General features: G+C 38.4%; 14 protein-coding genes. 13 read left to right on the forward strand and 1 reads right to left on the reverse strand.

The features are described from left to right. Positions 1-765: 765 nt before the first annotated feature. Together ABC228_RS15835 and ABC228_RS15840 are read left to right on the forward strand one after the other, a co-directional pair. Positions 766-1,914, forward strand: a complete 1,149-nt coding sequence (locus ABC228_RS15835) for an exo-beta-N-acetylmuramidase NamZ family protein (RefSeq protein WP_345826146.1) — start codon at positions 766-768, stop codon at positions 1,912-1,914. A 177-nt stretch (positions 1,915-2,091) separates the two neighbouring features. After that, on the forward strand, positions 2,092-3,093 hold the full coding sequence (locus tag ABC228_RS15840) for an N-acetylglucosamine kinase (RefSeq protein WP_345826147.1): 1,002 nt from the start codon (positions 2,092-2,094) through the stop codon (positions 3,091-3,093). A 95-nt stretch (positions 3,094-3,188) separates the two neighbouring features. Here ABC228_RS15840 and ABC228_RS15845 read toward each other — a convergent pair whose 3' ends face one another. Next, positions 3,189-4,757, reverse strand: a complete 1,569-nt coding sequence (locus tag ABC228_RS15845; protein ID WP_345826148.1) for a SpoIID/LytB domain-containing protein — start codon at positions 4,755-4,757, stop codon at positions 3,189-3,191. Between the two features lie 365 nt (positions 4,758-5,122). On the opposite strand from ABC228_RS15845, the gene ABC228_RS15850 reads away from it, so the two are divergent. The 11 genes from ABC228_RS15850 to ABC228_RS15900 all read left to right on the forward strand — a co-directional run bounded on the left by ABC228_RS15850 (position 5,123) and on the right by ABC228_RS15900 (position 17,088). Then, positions 5,123-5,839, forward strand: coding sequence for a PIG-L deacetylase family protein (locus ABC228_RS15850; RefSeq protein ID WP_345826150.1), 717 nt, complete (start codon positions 5,123-5,125; stop codon positions 5,837-5,839). Between the two features lie 20 nt (positions 5,840-5,859). Continuing rightward, on the forward strand, positions 5,860-7,461 hold the full coding sequence (gene nagZ, locus ABC228_RS15855) for a beta-N-acetylhexosaminidase (protein WP_345826151.1): 1,602 nt from the start codon (positions 5,860-5,862) through the stop codon (positions 7,459-7,461). A 5-nt stretch (positions 7,462-7,466) separates the two neighbouring features. Then, positions 7,467-8,672, forward strand: a complete 1,206-nt coding sequence (locus ABC228_RS15860) for an anhydro-N-acetylmuramic acid kinase (RefSeq protein WP_345826152.1) — start codon at positions 7,467-7,469, stop codon at positions 8,670-8,672. 53 nt (positions 8,673-8,725) lie between these two features. Continuing rightward, positions 8,726-10,075, forward strand: a complete 1,350-nt coding sequence (locus tag ABC228_RS15865) for an ABC transporter substrate-binding protein (RefSeq protein WP_345826153.1) — start codon at positions 8,726-8,728, stop codon at positions 10,073-10,075. 94 nt (positions 10,076-10,169) lie between these two features. Further along, positions 10,170-11,102, forward strand: coding sequence for a carbohydrate ABC transporter permease (locus ABC228_RS15870; protein ID WP_345826154.1), 933 nt, complete (start codon positions 10,170-10,172; stop codon positions 11,100-11,102). An 11-nt stretch (positions 11,103-11,113) separates the two neighbouring features. Further along, entirely contained in the window at positions 11,114-12,079 is a 966-nt protein-coding gene (locus ABC228_RS15875; RefSeq protein WP_345826155.1) for a carbohydrate ABC transporter permease, read from the forward strand. Positions 12,080-12,243: 164 nt separating this feature from the next. Then, positions 12,244-13,149, forward strand: coding sequence for an N-acetylmuramic acid 6-phosphate etherase (murQ, locus tag ABC228_RS15880; protein ID WP_345826156.1), 906 nt, complete (start codon positions 12,244-12,246; stop codon positions 13,147-13,149). A gap of 14 nt (positions 13,150-13,163) precedes the next feature. Then, positions 13,164-14,120, forward strand: coding sequence for a GNAT family N-acetyltransferase (locus tag ABC228_RS15885; RefSeq protein ID WP_345826158.1), 957 nt, complete (start codon positions 13,164-13,166; stop codon positions 14,118-14,120). 16 nt (positions 14,121-14,136) lie between these two features. Beyond that, positions 14,137-15,015: a MurR/RpiR family transcriptional regulator gene (locus ABC228_RS15890; RefSeq protein ID WP_345826159.1), complete on the forward strand. Its 879-nt coding sequence runs from the start codon at positions 14,137-14,139 to the stop codon at positions 15,013-15,015. Between the two features lie 70 nt (positions 15,016-15,085). Further along, the gene (locus ABC228_RS15895) at positions 15,086-16,039 is read left to right on the forward strand and encodes a GNAT family N-acetyltransferase (RefSeq protein ID WP_345826160.1); all 954 of its coding nucleotides are present in this window, start codon (positions 15,086-15,088) and stop codon (positions 16,037-16,039) included. A 2-nt stretch (positions 16,040-16,041) separates the two neighbouring features. Beyond that, positions 16,042-17,088: a serine hydrolase domain-containing protein gene (locus ABC228_RS15900; protein ID WP_345826161.1), complete on the forward strand. Its 1,047-nt coding sequence runs from the start codon at positions 16,042-16,044 to the stop codon at positions 17,086-17,088. Positions 17,089-17,092: the final 4 nt, after the last annotated feature.

Genomic DNA, 17,092 nt, shown 5'->3' on the forward strand with positions numbered 1-17,092 from the left:
GTGCAAGGCATGAACTGCACCCCAATTGTTAGACACATCTAACAATTGGAGGTGTATTTTTTATGGCTAGATTTACAGCTGAAGAAAAAGACAAGCATGAGTGTGGCTGTCATGCACTTTTTGAGAGCGAAAGAGGGAAAAAACAAGCATGATAGCTGTTCTCATGTACTTTTTGAGAGCGAAAAAGGGAAAAAACAAGCATGATAGCTGTTCTCATGTACCTTTTGAACGATAAAAAGGGCTAAAACAAGCATGATAGCTGCTCTCATGTACTTTTTGAGAACGAAAGAGGGAAAAAACAAGCATGACAAGCGTTCTCATGTACTTTTTGAGAACGAAAGTGGGCTAAACCAAGCATGACAAGCAGTCTCATGCACTTTTTGAATGAGAAAACGTGCTAAAACAAGTACGAGAGCCCTCCTATTCTCCTTATGCACAATAAAATGGAAAGTGAAAAACCATACACACTTCCTAGCGCTTATCTTAGTAAAATGAAAGCCTACCTATAATACAAGTCCTTTATCATGTCAGATGCTTCTCTACATTAATCCTAGTCCTCCCTACTCTAAAAACTGTTTTCCATACAATAGTAAAATATCATTTTAAAAAATATATTTTACTATTGTAATAATATTTAATATACTTGGCATGTGAAAGAAGAAATAATTTTTTGAATATAATACGTATTACGTGAGTTGTGTACATATTACTTCCTTGTTATTACAGCGGTTTCTCATTACTGGAGCAATGGAAGGATGGATGTTTATGAAGCTAGGCCTAGAAGTTTTTTTAGAAAAGCATACGAGACAATATACGGATAAAAAAATAGGATTATTGACGAATCTTACTGGTGTTAATCATGAATTAAAATCCACCATTGATTTGTTTCATGAGCATGAGCATATTTCATTGACCGCTTTATTTGGACCTGAGCATGGAATTCGTGGTGAAGTTCAAGAGGGGAAATTGATAGAATCTACTGTTGATTCTTTCACAGGAGTTCCTGTATATAGCTTATACAACAAGAAGAAGCAACCAAACCATGAAATGTTAGATGAAGTGGATGTTGTTTTTTGTGATTTACAGGATATTGGGTCAAGATATTATACCTTTATTTATTCTTTAGCAAATATGATGAAGATTTGTGGGGAGAAGGAAAAGAAGGTGGTTGTATTAGATCGGCCCAATCCTATTAATGGATTAATGGTGGAGGGAAATATAATTGAAGATGGGTTCCAATCATTTGTTGGACAGTTTCCACTACCAGTTCGTCATGGAATGACTATAGGAGAATTAGCCCTTTTATTTACAAATAAATTTAATATCGATTGTTCATTAGAGGTCATCCCGATGGAAGGGTGGACACGAGATATGTATTTTGAACAGACAAATCTATTATGGGTATCTCCAACACCAAATACGACAACGATGGATATGTGCATTCTGTATCCTGGTACTTGTTTAATAGAAGGAACAAACCTCTCAGAAGGAAGAGGGACTACGAAGCCATTTGAAGTAATTGGGGCACCATTTATTAATGGTAGGAAATTAGCAGATGAAATGAATGCTCTTTCCATTCCTGGTGTATTATTCCGGCCAACAGTATTTATGCCGATGTATCAGAAATACGAGGGAGAGGTTTGTGAAGGCGTTCAAGTTCATGTTACTGATCGAAATGTATTGCAAGCGTTCGAGCTCGGGATTCTATTACTGGAAAAAGTGTATCAATTATACCCAAAGCATATTGAATTTATTAGAGGTGGAAAAGAAAATAGATACTTTATCGACCTGTTAGCAGGTACTGATAAGCTACGGAAGCAAGTGATAGAAGGAAATACGAGAACATTTCGGAATCAATTAACCAAGTATGTTGAACAGTTTAAACAGGTTCGAAATTCTTATTTGCTCTATTAGTATGATACGTGCGAAAAGGAATGTTTTTAAACAGACAGTGCTACCTCCTAGAAATCGTAAAGGAAGCTCTAAATGCACCTTTAGTAAAAAGTGTTTCTACTAAAAGTCTTAGGTATTAAAGGTTACGAAGATTATACAAGAAAGCAGTCAGTAAAAAAACGGTAGTATAGTAGGGTGATGATGAAAAAAATGTGCTATGTTATGGGGATTGATGGTGGTGGTACCAAGACACAAGTAGTATTAGCCGATTTGTACGGAAATGTCATAACTGATCGTGTCTATGGTTCAACGAATCCAAATACAATGACGGAGAAGGAATTATCCGATACATTTCGAATCATGTTTGAGGATATACATAGAGACTTCATAGGTATTGAGAACATTAAGTGTATATTCGCAGGTATATCCGGTGCTGGAAGTCAGGCTTCTAAGCAGCTAATAAAAAAAATAATAAGGGGTCATATTCATTCTCCTACAAAACTACAAATTGAGGCGGATACAGTAAATGCACTTTATTCCGGAACACTTGGTAAGCCAGGAATAGTTCAAATTGCAGGGACAGGTTCCATTACTTTTGGAATTAATGAGAAGCTACAGCAGGATCGAGTAGGAGGATGGGGTTATTTATTAGGGGATGAAGGAAGTGGATTTGATATTGGGCAACAGGGTATAAAAGGAGCACTCAGATGTGAGGATGGTCGAGGTCAGCGAACCATATTAATGGATTATATTTATGCCCATTTTCAGGTGAAATCTGGTCGAGAATTAATTGATAAAATCTATCATTCATCAAGTCCAAAACACCTTATATCTCATGTTTCAAAGCTAGTTTTTCAGGCTGCTATAGAGAATGATGCTGTTGCAAATCGGATTCTTCAACGAACTACAAAGGAATTGGCACACAGTATTCAATCATTATCCGATAAATTATTTCCTGAAGAGGAGCTAATTCAAGTTATATTATGCGGAGGGATATTTACCAATCAATCGCTCATGCTGCAATTGTTAGAAGCGGAATTCAAGCATCGTAAACAGAGGGTAAACCTCATTATTCCAAAAATACCTCCGGCAGCAGGAGCTATCATAGGCGCCTATCTAACGGAAGATATGAAAGAAATCACCCCTAATATTATAGAAAATTTACTAGCGCATTGGAAAAAACGCCATAGGGAAGCATAATGTTCTAACGAATGGAATGTATTTAATAATCATAGGTAAGCAAAAAGGGTGTCTCACATTTGAGACACCCTTTTCACCCCTAAAAAACAACAAGATTAATAGCGTTCTTCTAATTCAATACCAGTATAGTAGTGTTTTAATATTTGGTCATAGCTATAGCCCTGTACGGACAAAGCAACTGCGCCAACTTGGGACATTCCAACTCCATGACCCCAGCCACCGCCTTTGACCTGATAGCCATTCACTTCAGATGTTTCCTCATCGATTATTGGTTCGATAAAGAAGAATGTACTTAACAATACAGCTTGATTGCCAGAGCTATTAATATATTTTAATGCCCAACGAATTCTGTCTTTATATTCATAGAAAACACCATTTTCTGTTACGAATTCTATTTCCAGTGCTCTTCCTGCTTTGGAGCGTTCAAGCACATTTATTTCAAGTACTTCGCCGACATCCTGATTAAAGTAAGTACTTACGACATCACTAATTTCTTCTTTTGTCCATTCAAATTCCCAGCTATAATATCTAGACCAATCAGCCTCTGTCTGGCCATCTTCCATTGTAATGCTTCTTAATGAGAGTGGGTCCTGTTCAACTGGATTATTTGGAACACTTGCTCTTGGGATACCTCTTCGTGCACTTGGAACCCCTCTTAGATACGGAACAGGTGCTGAATCCCATACATCCTCATTATTTGCAGTAAAGCCACCGCTTGTTGAATGGTATACGGCACTGATTAATTCACCATTATAGGTTGCAACAACTCCTGTAGTTTCTTGGACGGCTTGTGTTGAAATTGGATGCTCTGCCTCATACCCGCCATATACTTGATCTGATGTTGTTGGAAGTAAATCATAGCCATCAGCATTTCGTTTTCCTAGACCTGCATAGGCATATGTTCTCGCAGCAACTGCTTGTGCCTTCTGTGCCTCTAATTCTCCATATGGGTTAGGTGGTAGTTCAAGCGGTACGACGCCATATAAGTATTCTTCCATTGGTAATTCATTAATTCCGGCAAGGGTTCCACCACTATTGAAACCAACTTCACCAAAACCGCGATATTGTTTACCGTTAATCATAACCAAACCATTTTCTGAGTGAATTTGCACGGCATTCGGTACGATTACTTCAAAATCATCTGCAACTACTCTTAACTCTGTTTCACCAGAAGTAACTGTAATAACTCGCCAATAGGAATCACTTCCAGCAAACCCCTCGGCAATCATTTGCTGGCGAAAGGCTTCCCGTTCACTCCATCCAGCATTAGCAGGGAACTTGCCGATTAACAATCGCCATCCATCATTGTAAGGTTCAACATATGTTTCATAACCTGCATTTTCAGCTCTGCTTAACCAATCTTGCATATATGGAACACTAGTTGTCCATGCAGTTTGAAGCCGATAGTTTGTTTCAATTGAGGAAGTAGATGACAGTTCAACATATACTTCCCCACCTGTTCCACTATAGAGAGCTTCTCCTGTCTCCTTATCAATAATGGTGAAATCCTCGTAACTTCCTAGACTGATAGATTCAGCCGAGGGAACAACACCAATGCGGATCATTTGGGTATCTGTATCCGCGAAGCTTCGTTCTGTGCTAATAAAAAGCGTTGTTAGAGCCAACAAGCTAATAATGAATAACACAGCTGTTTTCTTTAACATTACCTACACCTCCCATGATATTAAAGCGCTTACAAAAATAATATTCTACAAGCTTCTAATCTATCCTTTTAAAAATTTATAGGTATAATGAACCTTTTTCTAGGAATAGAAGCTGCAGAAATAGGCTGCCTTTGTTCTATATATATGATATAAGTGAAATTTAAGTCCAGTTTTTATAAAAAAATATTGAATTAGTATTTTAATTTTAAATTTTTGTTGTATAATATTAATGATTAAAGTTTTCAGAAAATAAAATATTATTTAGGTGAATAGGTTTAATAATGGGAATAAAATTTTTTTACCCTTTAATGTAAGCGATACCAATAATGTGAAAGTTCGAAAATACTTTGATAGAGGTGTTACTAATGAAGGAAAAGCATCATCTTATGGTTGTAGGGGCACATTGTGGAGATGCAGAAATCCAAGCAGGTGCTATTGCACATAAATACGCCAAAGCGGGTCATGACGTAACATTTTTGCATCTAACTGCTGGTGAAAAAGGAAATCCTGCACATATATCTGTTTCTGATTATCGTCATCAGAAAATAAAGGAATCTGAAAAAGCAGCAAAAATACTGGGTGGTAAAAGCCTTACATTAGATTATAAAGATGCTGAACTTAAGGAGAATGAGGAGACTATAACAGCTGTAGCTAAGTTATTCCGAGAGCTAAAGCCAACAGTAGTTATTACACATTGGATAAATAGTATGCACCCTGACCATGCGCTTTGCCCAAAAATATTGCAGGCAGCATGGTTAAAAGCAGCATTACCTGGTTTTGAAATAGAAGGCTTACCTCCACATTCCCTAACAAGAATGTTTCATAGTGAAAATTGGGAGGATATGGAAGAATATACACCCGATATATTTGTTGATGTGAGTGAGGAATTTGAAACCTATTTAGAAGCGTTATCACAATATTGGTTTATTATGAATTCTACATCGTTTCGCTACTTTGATTACTATAAAGCATTAGGGATGATGAGAGGCTGTTTAACAAGAACTACATATGCCCAAACCTTGAAGTTCCCTGTTGGAACAAACATACGAAAAGGGAATTGTATTCCGGGATTTGACCTTTAATGGGAATTGGAGTGATAACAATGAGAGATGAATTAAAAAAGCAAATTGGTCAATTGATGATAGTTGGATTTAAGGGAAAAAAAGTAACTCCTGAAATAAAGAAATTAATAAGCGAACATCATGTTGGAGGAGTAATTCTCTTTGGACGAAATATTGGAACGACGGAAGAGGTTTTAGCACTTACGACAGAATTACAACAAGTAGCTAAAGATGCTGGACATGAGAAGCCGTTACTAATCTGTATTGATCAGGAAAATGGTGTGGTACGTCGCCTTGGTGAAGGTGCAACGATCTTTCCGGGCTCGATGCTATTAGGGGCTACTGGTAGAAGTGAAAATGCTTATATTACTGGACTATTAACAGGGCGAGAGTTAAAGGCACTAGGCATTAATTGGAACCTGGCTCCAGTATTGGATGTCAACAATAATCCTGAAAATCCTGTCATTGGTGTTCGCTCCTATGGGGAAACACCAGAAATGGTTTCAGCATTTGGAAAACAAGCAGTAAAAGGAATGCAGGATGCTGGTATTATTACCACTTTAAAGCATTTTCCTGGCCATGGTGATACGGATGTTGATTCACACCTTGATTTACCGACGATTGCCCATGATTTGGATCGATTGAAGGAAATTGAGTTAAAGCCGTTTATCGACGTGATTAAACAAGGCGCAGATACCATTATGACTGCACATGTTTATTTTCCAGCAATTGAAAAACATGAGAATGTGCCCGCAACACTTTCTCGTAAGGTCATAACGGAATTACTCCGGGAACAGCTTGGCTTTCATGGTGTTGTTACAACAGATTGCATGGAGATGAATGCGATATCAGAAGGAATTGGGACTGCAGAAGGTGCTGTTGAAGCTTTAAAGGCTGGTGTAGATCTCATAATGGTTTCACACCTCCAATCAAGACAATACGAGACATTAAGCTTACTAGAAAAAGCTGTGCAAGCGGGAGAAATAGCTAAAGAAATCTTACAGGATGCCTATAATCGCGTCATGGAATTAAAGGATAAATATTTATCATGGGAGGATATCCTATTAGATAGAGAAGATATCCCGAAGGAAGTCGGAAGTAAACTGCATGAAGTTGAAGCTTATGAAATCTATAAGCAAGGAACGACTATTGTAAAAAATGAACGAGATTTAATACCACTAGAGGTGAAAGACAATGATCGTATCTTAGTGGTTTATCCAAAAAATAGCTATGCGATGCAAGTAGAGGATAAGCGTTATTCTACTTTTTTCCTTGGAGAAACGGTAAAAAAACTGCACAAAAACACAGAGATAGCAGAATTATCAAATCCTCTTACAGAAAAAGAAGTGGAGTCACTAACTAAAATAGCTGGGAACTTTAAAGCAATTATTATTGGAACGCTTTCAGTGAGGCCAGGTGATGAACAAGTAAACCTAGTGCAAGCATTAAATCAAGTAAACTCTTCGATTATTGTCATCGCTACTAGGAGTCCATATGACATTTCCTACTTACCGGATATTCCAGCATATATTGCAACCTATGAATTTACAGCACCTGCACTTCGGACAGCAGTGGAAGCAATTTTTGGCAACGTGAAGGTAAAAGGAAATTTGCCAGTAACACTTCCGAAAGTGGAGGGATGATTACTATGCATCTCAACCGAGATTTTTGCTACGCTGTTGGAATTATGTCTGGAACCTCCCTAGATGGGATAGATGTCGCTTTGGTCAAGATCTCAGAATCAAACGGTAGCATTCAACTTGATTTAGAGCACTTCGACTCCATACCATATGAGCGTGCGGTTGAACAAGAAATTCTAAAGCTCTGTCAACCAAGTAGCGCAAACATACAGATGATATCCAGTATGAATATGCTTCTGGGCGAACTGTTTGCAAATGCAGCATTAAAGGTCATTCAAGACGCTGGAATTCAAAGGAAAGACATTGCATTCATTAGTTCTCATGGTCAGACCATTTTTCATCAGCCTGATGAGATTGACATTGCTGGATACACAGTCACATCCACGTTACAAATCGGAGATATAAGTATGATAGCGGAGAAAACAGGGATTACAACAGTCGGAGACTTTCGGCCTCGTGATATGGCAGCAGGCGGACAGGGAGCACCACTTGTTCCATATGCGGACTTTCTGTTATTTCAGCGTGAAGGAATTGGTAGCGTGTTAGTCAACATTGGTGGAATATCCAATATGACAGTACTACCGAAGAATGGTGAAGCTTCTCGAGTAATCGCCTATGATACGGGACCGGGAAATATGATCATAGATTACTTTGCTAAACGTATCACGCAAGGAAAACAAGCCTATGATCAGGACGGAGCTTTAGCTGCAGCTGGAAATGTAAATCAAGGGTGGTTAAATGAACTATTACAGGAGCCTTATTATACTAAAAAACCACCTAAATCTACCGGTCGGGAGCTTTTTGGTGAAGCTTATGCTACTAATCTATGGAACCAAGCAGAAGAACATTCGATTAATCTAGCAGATAGAATTGCCACGGTAACAGAATTAACTGCTGTTACCTTGACAAAGGAAATAAAGCGCCATATCACATCTAGTTCAATTAGTGAGGCGTTTATTAGTGGAGGAGGCAGCTATAATCCAACATTAATGAATGCTATAAAAGCTAAATTGCCGAAGGATGTGCAACTACGAAAAATGGAAGATATTGGAATCAGAGCAGATGCTAAAGAGGCAATGGTCTTCGCCTTACTTGGCTATCAGTTTTTGAAGAAAAGACCGAACAACTTTCCATCGGCCACCGGGGCAACTCATGAGGTGATAATGGGAAAAGTAGCATGGGGTAGAGCTGCTAAGGAGGTGAATAGTTTCTAGCATTCATCCATTGATAATACTTATTTGAAAAAATGATTAGGGGGAAGTAACCAATGAAAGGAAAAATGAAGCTAACTTTAATGCTGTTACTTGCATTTGTTTTGCTACTGAGTGCTTGTAAAGATGATTCATCTGGTGAGACAGATGAGGATGGCAACTGGACTGGAACTATTACCATTTGGGATGGTCCACGTTGGGCACAAGAAGGTGACACATCTGGTGAAGATGGAGAAGGAAATAAGTATTTTTGGTTAGAGGGTAAAATAGAGGAATTTGAAAAAGAACATCCTGGTGTGAAAATTGACCTTGTTCAAGTTCCATGGGCAGAATTACCTGATAAGCTTGGGGTTAATATTGCAGGTCAATCTTGGCCAGATATTGCACCAGTAGATATTAGTGGAAGTGCAGTTAGTATAGATCATATTGAGCAAGGTGTTATTGAGCCATTGAGTGATTTCTTTACGGAGGAAGAGCTAGGCGACTTTTATGAAAATGCTTTAGATGCATATACGTTTGATGGAAAGCTATATGGTATTCCAAACTCATTAACCGTACACGCGATGCTGTTAAATCTAGATTTATTTGAAGAAGCTGGGGTTGAACCACCTGCTAACGGTGAATGGACTTGGGATGAATTCGTTGAAACAGCAGAGAAACTAACATTTGATCGAGATGGTGATGGAGAAATTGATGTCTACGGATTTTCTACGTATATCCTACCTGGGTATTATGAAGCTTGGCCATTTTTCTATATGAATGGCGGTCAGCCATTAAGTGATGACCTGTCTGAATTTACATTTAATTCTCCTGAAGCTGTAGAGGCAATTCAAGCTCTAGCGGATCTCAAGCTTGAACAGGAGGTATCACCTGTCTCTATGGGTGGTGCAGACGTAGGTGGTACATTCCAAGCGTGGGCAAGTGAAGAACAACGTACCGTTGCAATGGAGCCGTGGGCAACATGGGCAATAACTTCCGCTCAAACTGCTTACCCAACAAATTTCATGGTTGCGAACTATCCAACTGGTTCATCAGGTGAACCCGTAACAATCGGTGGTGTTGGTGGTTGGACGATGTTTAAGCAAGAAAGCGATGCGAAAAAAGAAGTTGTTGCTGAATTCATGAAGTTCATTTCAGATACGGATGAGCAATTCTTAATGGCGCAGGAGTATGGTATTTTCCCTGCTCGAATCAGTGCTGCAGATCAAAACCCATATGCGGATAATCCAGAAATGGCTCGTGCGCAAGAAATGTCTTCCCAGGTTGCGATGCTTCCACGTCATCCAGAGTGGAAGAAGATTGACGAGATTATTCAACGTGAACTTCAACTTGTCTTCAATGGTGAAAAAACAGCTGAGGAAGCTATGGCTACTGCCAAGCCAGAGGTTGAGGCATTACTAGAGTAGAAGAAAAAGATAGGTAGACTTTGGAATTCCAGAGTCTACCAGCTTTTCTTCATTTTGAATTTACATATGAAATGACAGCAGGGAGGGAAAAATAATGGAATTATCAACTACAGCTATAAAAAATTCGATGAAGAATGCTGGAAAGCGTTTAAAAAGAACTGGCTATTTAATGCGAAAAAATTATGCGGCATACCTCTTTTTACTCCCAAAATTAATTTTATTTACAGTTTTTATTGTCATACCAGTTATTTGGGCTTTCATTTTATCTTTTCAGGAATATCGAGTTATGGACTCCAATATATTTACAGGGCTCGATAATTATAAACAGGTCTTTGAAAGTAAAGCATTTAAGGAAGCTCTCTTGAACACTTCTATTTATACGGTAATAACCGTACCATTTAATGTTATTACAGCATTAATCGCTGCGTCTTTAATCCATTCATTAGGTCGGTTCGCCCAAAGCTTTTTCCGAGCTGCTTTTTATTTGCCGACCGTTACATCCATGGTTATAATCGCGATGGTTTGGCACTGGATGTATAACTACGAGTTTGGATTATTTAATCATGTCATCGGGTGGTTTGGTATGGAGCCGGTTAACTGGTTGGGCCAAACGAATTCAGCATTAGCGGCAATTATTATCATGCAAATGCTAATTCCATTCGGTGTTGGCATAATTTTATATTTAGCTTCGATGAGCTCGATTTCTGAGTCATTATATGAAGCGGCAACGATTGATGGTGCAAATGCTTTTCAGAAATGGGTCCGTATTACCATTCCGATGCTGAAACCATCGACCGTTTATTTAACATTATTAAGTACGATTGGTTCCTTCCAAGTGTTTACCCAGATAATTTTAATGACACGTGGGGGACCTGGGTATGCAACCGAAACCCTCGTGCATTTAATCTATAAAACTGGTTTCCGAGATTTTGAGTTTGGATTAGCAGCAGCGCAGTCTGTCGTGCTATTCTTTATCATCCTAGTTGTTTCTATACTTCAATATAGGGCGTTACGACATGATGAATAGGAGGGAAATACATGAATAAACGCTTTAGTCTTAAAAAATCTATTGTCTACCTTCTACTAATTTCAGCAGCAGTTATTTCCCTCTTGCCATTATACTGGGTGTTTAGTACTTCTGTTCAATTAAGTAGTTATCAAGATGAAGAGCTAAATAACCCAACTTCATATGTTAATGCAAATCCTCCAAAAATGTTCCCAGTTGGGATTACGGAGTATTTTGAGCATTGGGGAAAAGCTAGAGATGCTGAAAAAGCAGGAGATGTAGAATTAGAAGCTTATCACCGTGACATCATGGATCAAATTGTGACCGATATGTTTTCAGGTTTTAAGCGATTGTTTCAGCAAAATAATATGGGAATGTGGTTCATCAATAGTTTATACATTGGTGTGGTCGTCACGATAGGGGTTTTACTATTTGATTCGATGGCAGGATATGTATTAGCCAAGAAAAAATTCCCTGGTCGAAACTTTATCTTCTGGTTAATTATTTCCACGATGATGATTCCATCACAGGTTACGCTTGTACCTATGTTTATTATGGTACGTGATTTAGGGCTAATGGATACACATTGGGCACTTATACTTCCAGACTTATCCATGGTTTTTGGCGTGTTTTTAATGCGACAGTTTATGTTTTCCATTCCAGATGAATTACTTGAAGCAGCAAAGATTGATGGGGCAAGTGAATGGAAGACGTACTGGCGAATTGTACTACCACTGGCAAGACCTGGTCTTGCTGCACTCGGTATCTTTACATTCATGAATGTGTGGAATTCATTCCTATGGCCAATTATTGTATTAAATAGTGCAGAGCTTTATACATTGCCGGTCGGTTTGAAAACATTACAGGATGCAAATCTAGCAGATTTTAAGCTTCTAATGAGTGGTGCAGCCATTGCTGCGATACCAATGATAATCGTATTTATTCTGTTCCAACGTCATTTTGTAAAAGGATTAACCTTAGGAGGCGTAAAGGAATAGTCAACATACTTCTTGTAAGGATATGTGGTGAGAAAAATTACCTTTTTAGAACAACAACCTTTCTGAGAGGATAGCCAATACCAATCATTTACATTCGGGATGGATTCTCTATCAAATGTGTTTATACAGCAACTGAAATGAAGCAAAATAGGGATGGTATAGAAATGAATAATTTATCAGCTTTGGTTACGGAAATGAGAAATAAGCAATCGACGGCGATTGATAACATGACAACCTCAGAAATGTTATCCGTTATTAGTAATGAGGATTTAATGGTTGCCTTAGCAGTTCAGGCTGTTTTACCACAGGTAGAACAGGCAGTAGAGGCAATTTATCAAGCATTGAAAAACGGTGGACGATTATTTTATGTTGGTGCTGGTACTAGTGGTAGACTAGGAATTTTAGATGCAGTGGAATGTCCACCAACCTACAGTACGCCGCCAGACTTAATCCAAGGCGTGATAGCCGGTGGATCGACGGCAATTGAACAGGCGGTTGAAGGTGCAGAGGATAGTGAGGAGCTAGGGGCAAGGGATCTTGAAAAAAGAGGATTAACTGAAATAGATGTTGTAGTAGGAATAGCAGCTAGTGGGCGAACTCCCTATGTTGTCGGGGCATTAAAGTATGCAGGGGAAATTGGTGCAGCGACCATTAGTCTTACTAGCAATAAACATTCAATTATTAGTCAGTTTGCAACTGTGAATATTGAGGTTGAAACAGGACCAGAAGTAATCACAGGTTCTACCAGAATGAAAGCAGCTACTGCCCACAAAATGGTATTAAATATGCTCTCAACTGCATCCATGATTAAGATTGGTAAGGTTTATGAAAATTTGATGGTCGATGTAAAAGTTAGTAATCATAAACTAAAGGAGCGAGCAATTAATATCGTTTCGACTATTACAGATGTAACGTATGAACAAGCAAAGGAAACGTTAGCTCAGACTAACTATGAAGTAAAACCAGCTATCGTTGTGTTAAAGACGGAGGTAACAACAGAAGCTGCAAAAAATGCCTTAGAATTAGCAAATGGATTTGTACGAAAAGCAATAGAAATTGCTTCTAAATAAAGGGGGAGTTTGACATGATTACGTTCCGTACCTATCAATCGGGTGATGAAGAACAAATTATACAGCTCTGGAACAAGTGTCTCCCAATGGACCCAATTACTCCTAATAGGTTTAGAAACTTAATACTGCTCGATGCCAATTTTGACCCAAACGGCTTATGGCTGGCTAATGACAATGAAAAGATTATTGGATGTATGTATGGGGTACGTAGACTTCTCCCGATGATTGGAACAGAATTAGAAGAGGAAAATGCGTGGATTACGTTTTTCTATGTTGAAAAAGAATATCAAGGTCAAGGAATTGCAACACAATTAATGGAATATATGGTAAAATTTTTAACGGAAAATGGTAGAAAGCATATATTCTTTGCTTCTTATGCTCCTAACTATATATTGCCTGGAGTAGATGAGAAAATCTATCCAGATGGTTTTCAATTTCTTCAAAGAATTGGATTTGAAAAGCTGTACTCTCCTGTTGCAATGGATCGAAATTTAATTGACTTCTCCTTAACAGAAGAGATTCTTACGTTAAAAGAGCAGCGTGAGTCGGAAGGGTATACAATATCTATAGCAAAAGATAAAGATTTATATGAAGTTATCCAATTTGCTAATCGTGAATTTAACCCAGACTGGGGAAGAGCGATTCGTGAAGGACTTTTACAGGTTGTTCCCCTGGAAAGAATATTAATTGCCAGACATCATCAAGAATTAGTAGGATTTTGTTTATATGGTGGCTATGAAGGTGTAGCAGAACGCTTTGGTCCGTTTGGTGTTGATCCTAATCAGCAGGGGAAAGGAATTGGCAAATTACTACTACATGAATGTTTATATCAAATGAAAGCAGAAGGACTTCATAATGCTTGGTTTTTATGGACAGGAGAGAAGAGCTCTGCAGGGCATCTATATAGCAAGAGTGGTTTTCAAATAACGCGTAAATTTCATGTGATGAAAAAGGATATTGGAATGAAGTAGAAAGAGAGATGATCGCATGTCCTATATGACTGGAGGATTAACCATGCTAGCGGAAATGCTCCCAACATTACCGCCCTCCGAAAAAAAGATAGCAACCTATATTCTTGAGCACCCAGAAGAGGCGATCAAGCTTACAGCACTTGAACTGGGCAAAAGAAGTGATACCAGTGGAGCAGCAGTAATTCGTCTTTGTAAATCATTAGATTTAAAGGGCTTTCAGGATTTAAAGTTTCGAATTGCTGGGGATCTCCAAAAAACAACGGATGAAGGTTTTCGGGATATTAAACCAAATGAACCATTACAAGCAATTATTGAAAAAATGACCAATAATAGTATCCAAACGATTCGTGAAACGTCAGAGCTACTTAATATTGATGAATTAGAAAAGGCAGTTCAACTACTCTTACATGCCAAAAAAATTCACTTCATTGGTGTAGGTGCTTCTGGAATAATTGCGCAGGATGCCCAACAGAAATTTTTGCGTATTAATAAAACAGTGTACGCTTTTTCAGACATTCATATGGCTGCTACGTTAGTGGCAAATGGTGATGAGGACGATGTCGTTGTTGGTATTTCCTTTTCAGGAGAAACCCAAGAAGTGGCAAAAGTATTGGAGCTTGCGAAGCAGAATAATATGAAGACCATCAGTCTCACAAAATATGGAAGCTCAAAGGTAACGGAACATGCGGATATTCGACTATATACATCAGCAACTAAAGAGCCTACCTTTCGTAGTGGTGCAACTTCTTCCCGAATAGGCCAATTGCAAGTAATTGATATTCTGTTTATGCGGGTTGCAACATTAAGATACGATGAAACGGTTCAGTACATTGATATAACAAGAGATGCAATAGACTTCCTTGCGCAAAATGGCAGGAAAAATAGGAGTAAGTGAGCTAACTCTTCAGGAGTTGGCTTGATTCATTTCATTATAATATATGTTAATTCTTAGTTGAGGTGATTGAATGAATTTGATTCCATTACATTCGAATAGACTAATAGAGCTAGTTGATTTATGGAATAAAGAGCTTAAAAATGTATTTCCAATGCGACAGGAGCTATTTAATCAGAATAGCTTTTTAGATGAGAATATTTGTCATAAAGGCTCCAGATTAGCTATTAATAAAGAAGGAAATGTAATCGGATTCATTACGGTGAAATACTATCAAGAACAGTTAGAGGTAGGTATACCGCGAAGTATTGGTTGGATACAATCGCTCCTAGTTGATTCCAATTATCGCAATAATGGCGTTGGTACTCAGCTACTTCATCATGCAGAGGCAATTTTAAAGGAAAAGAATATAAAGCATGTAATACTTGGAAGAGACCCTTGGCATTACTTTCCTGGGATCCCGTCGTATGATTCGGCTACCTGTAAGTGGTTTGAAAAAAGAGGCTACCATTCCGAGGGTACAGAGCATGATATGATTTGTTCATATGCCAATAGTGAAATAGTTCAATTCCCGAATAAGGAAGATGTTACATTCTCTATCTTACATAAATCGGAAAAAATAGAACTTATTGCGTTCCTTCATCGATGTTTTCCAGGGAGATGGGAATATGAGGCCAGGCATTATTTTCGCAAAGGCGGTACGGGCAGAGAATTTGTTGTACTAAAAAAAGGCAACCAAATTATTGGATTTTGTCGAATTAACGATGAGCAATCGCCATTGATTGCCCAAAATGTTTATTGGTCTCCCTTGTTTGCAGAATCATTAGGTGGAATCGGACCACTTGGAGTAGATGCCAGTCAACGGAAAAATGGATATGGATTGGCTATTGTGCAGGCTGCAATCGCATTTTTACGCAAGCGAGGCATTCAACGGATTGTTATTGATTGGACTGGTTTAGTATCGTTTTACAATAAATTAGGGTATACCATTTGGAAAAGCTATGAATCTTATAAAAAGGAGTTATAACCATGCGTGAAAAAGTACGTGAATTTTTACAGCTTGAAATAGCGTTAAATCATATTCCAGGTGCAATCGTTCATGTATCACATCAAGGTAAAGTAATATTAGAGGAGGTGCTTGGTAATCGAGTTGTATATCCCAATCAGGAACCAATGAAGCCAGATACTGTATTTGACCTTGCCTCTCTTTCAAAGGTTGTCGCAACATTACCTGTCATGCTTAAATTATTGGATGACGGTGAGTTTAGACTTGATGATCGCGTGTCTTTCTTTATTCCTGAATTTGCAGCGAATGGAAAAGAAGCTATTCTTATTAGGCATTTACTTACGCATACCTCAGGTCTCCCTGCTCATAAACCATATTTTATGAATAATTTGCGAACAGAAGAGGTGTTAACAAGCATTTATAACGAAATACCTGAATACCAACCTGGTGAAAAGGTTGTTTATAGTGACCTTGGATTTATTGTTTTATACCAAGTCATTGAAAAGATTACCGGGCAACGATTTGAAGAAGTGGTACAACGGGAAATTTTAGCCCCGTTAGAGATGCATGATACGGGTTTTAATCCTTCCTTTCAAAAAGAACGATTTGCTGTCACGGAGTATAATGAAAAACTACAAGACTATAAAGCTGGCATCGTACATGATGATAATACGGAATCCATGGGTGGGATTAGTGGTCACGCAGGACTTTTCTCGACGATTGACGACTTGCAAAAGTTTTGTGTCATGATTGAAAATAATGGTATGTATCATGGAAAGCGAATCTTATCAGAAGCATCACTCAGACTATCGAGGAAAAATTATACCTCATTTGATGCGGAGTACCGGGGGCTAGGCTGGATGTTAAGAAGTCCGACATATGCATCATGTGGGGATTATTACGCTGAGGAATCCTATGGACACACTGGATTTACTGGTACGAGTATTTGGTTTGACCCAGAGGTTGCTTTGCATGTGATTTTACTTACAAATCGTGTGCATTTTGGAAGAAAGCCACCTATCTTAAGACTTAGACCGAGATTGCATAATATTATTCGTTCTTATTTTTAGATTG

The organism is Ornithinibacillus xuwenensis (genome assembly GCF_039614845.1).
Lineage (GTDB): Bacteria > Bacillota > Bacilli > Bacillales > Amphibacillaceae > Ornithinibacillus > Ornithinibacillus xuwenensis.

Bases quoted from the DNA above. Each gene is read 5' to 3' on its own strand.
- ABC228_RS15835 (WP_345826146.1), top strand. From the start codon at position 766: ATGAAGCTAGGCCTAGAAGTTTTTTTAGAAAAGCATACGAGACAATAT.
- ABC228_RS15840 (WP_345826147.1), top strand. From the start codon at position 2,092: ATGATGAAAAAAATGTGCTATGTTATGGGGATTGATGGTGGTGGTACC.
- ABC228_RS15845 (WP_345826148.1), bottom strand. From the start codon at position 4,757: ATGTTAAAGAAAACAGCTGTGTTATTCATTATTAGCTTGTTGGCTCTA.
- ABC228_RS15850 (WP_345826150.1), top strand. From the start codon at position 5,123: ATGAAGGAAAAGCATCATCTTATGGTTGTAGGGGCACATTGTGGAGAT.
- nagZ (WP_345826151.1), top strand. From the start codon at position 5,860: ATGAGAGATGAATTAAAAAAGCAAATTGGTCAATTGATGATAGTTGGA.
- ABC228_RS15860 (WP_345826152.1), top strand. From the start codon at position 7,467: ATGCATCTCAACCGAGATTTTTGCTACGCTGTTGGAATTATGTCTGGA.
- ABC228_RS15865 (WP_345826153.1), top strand. From the start codon at position 8,726: ATGAAAGGAAAAATGAAGCTAACTTTAATGCTGTTACTTGCATTTGTT.
- ABC228_RS15870 (WP_345826154.1), top strand. From the start codon at position 10,170: ATGGAATTATCAACTACAGCTATAAAAAATTCGATGAAGAATGCTGGA.
- ABC228_RS15875 (WP_345826155.1), top strand. From the start codon at position 11,114: ATGAATAAACGCTTTAGTCTTAAAAAATCTATTGTCTACCTTCTACTA.
- murQ (WP_345826156.1), top strand. From the start codon at position 12,244: ATGAATAATTTATCAGCTTTGGTTACGGAAATGAGAAATAAGCAATCG.
- ABC228_RS15885 (WP_345826158.1), top strand. From the start codon at position 13,164: ATGATTACGTTCCGTACCTATCAATCGGGTGATGAAGAACAAATTATA.
- ABC228_RS15890 (WP_345826159.1), top strand. From the start codon at position 14,137: ATGTCCTATATGACTGGAGGATTAACCATGCTAGCGGAAATGCTCCCA.
- ABC228_RS15895 (WP_345826160.1), top strand. From the start codon at position 15,086: ATGAATTTGATTCCATTACATTCGAATAGACTAATAGAGCTAGTTGAT.
- ABC228_RS15900 (WP_345826161.1), top strand. From the start codon at position 16,042: ATGCGTGAAAAAGTACGTGAATTTTTACAGCTTGAAATAGCGTTAAAT.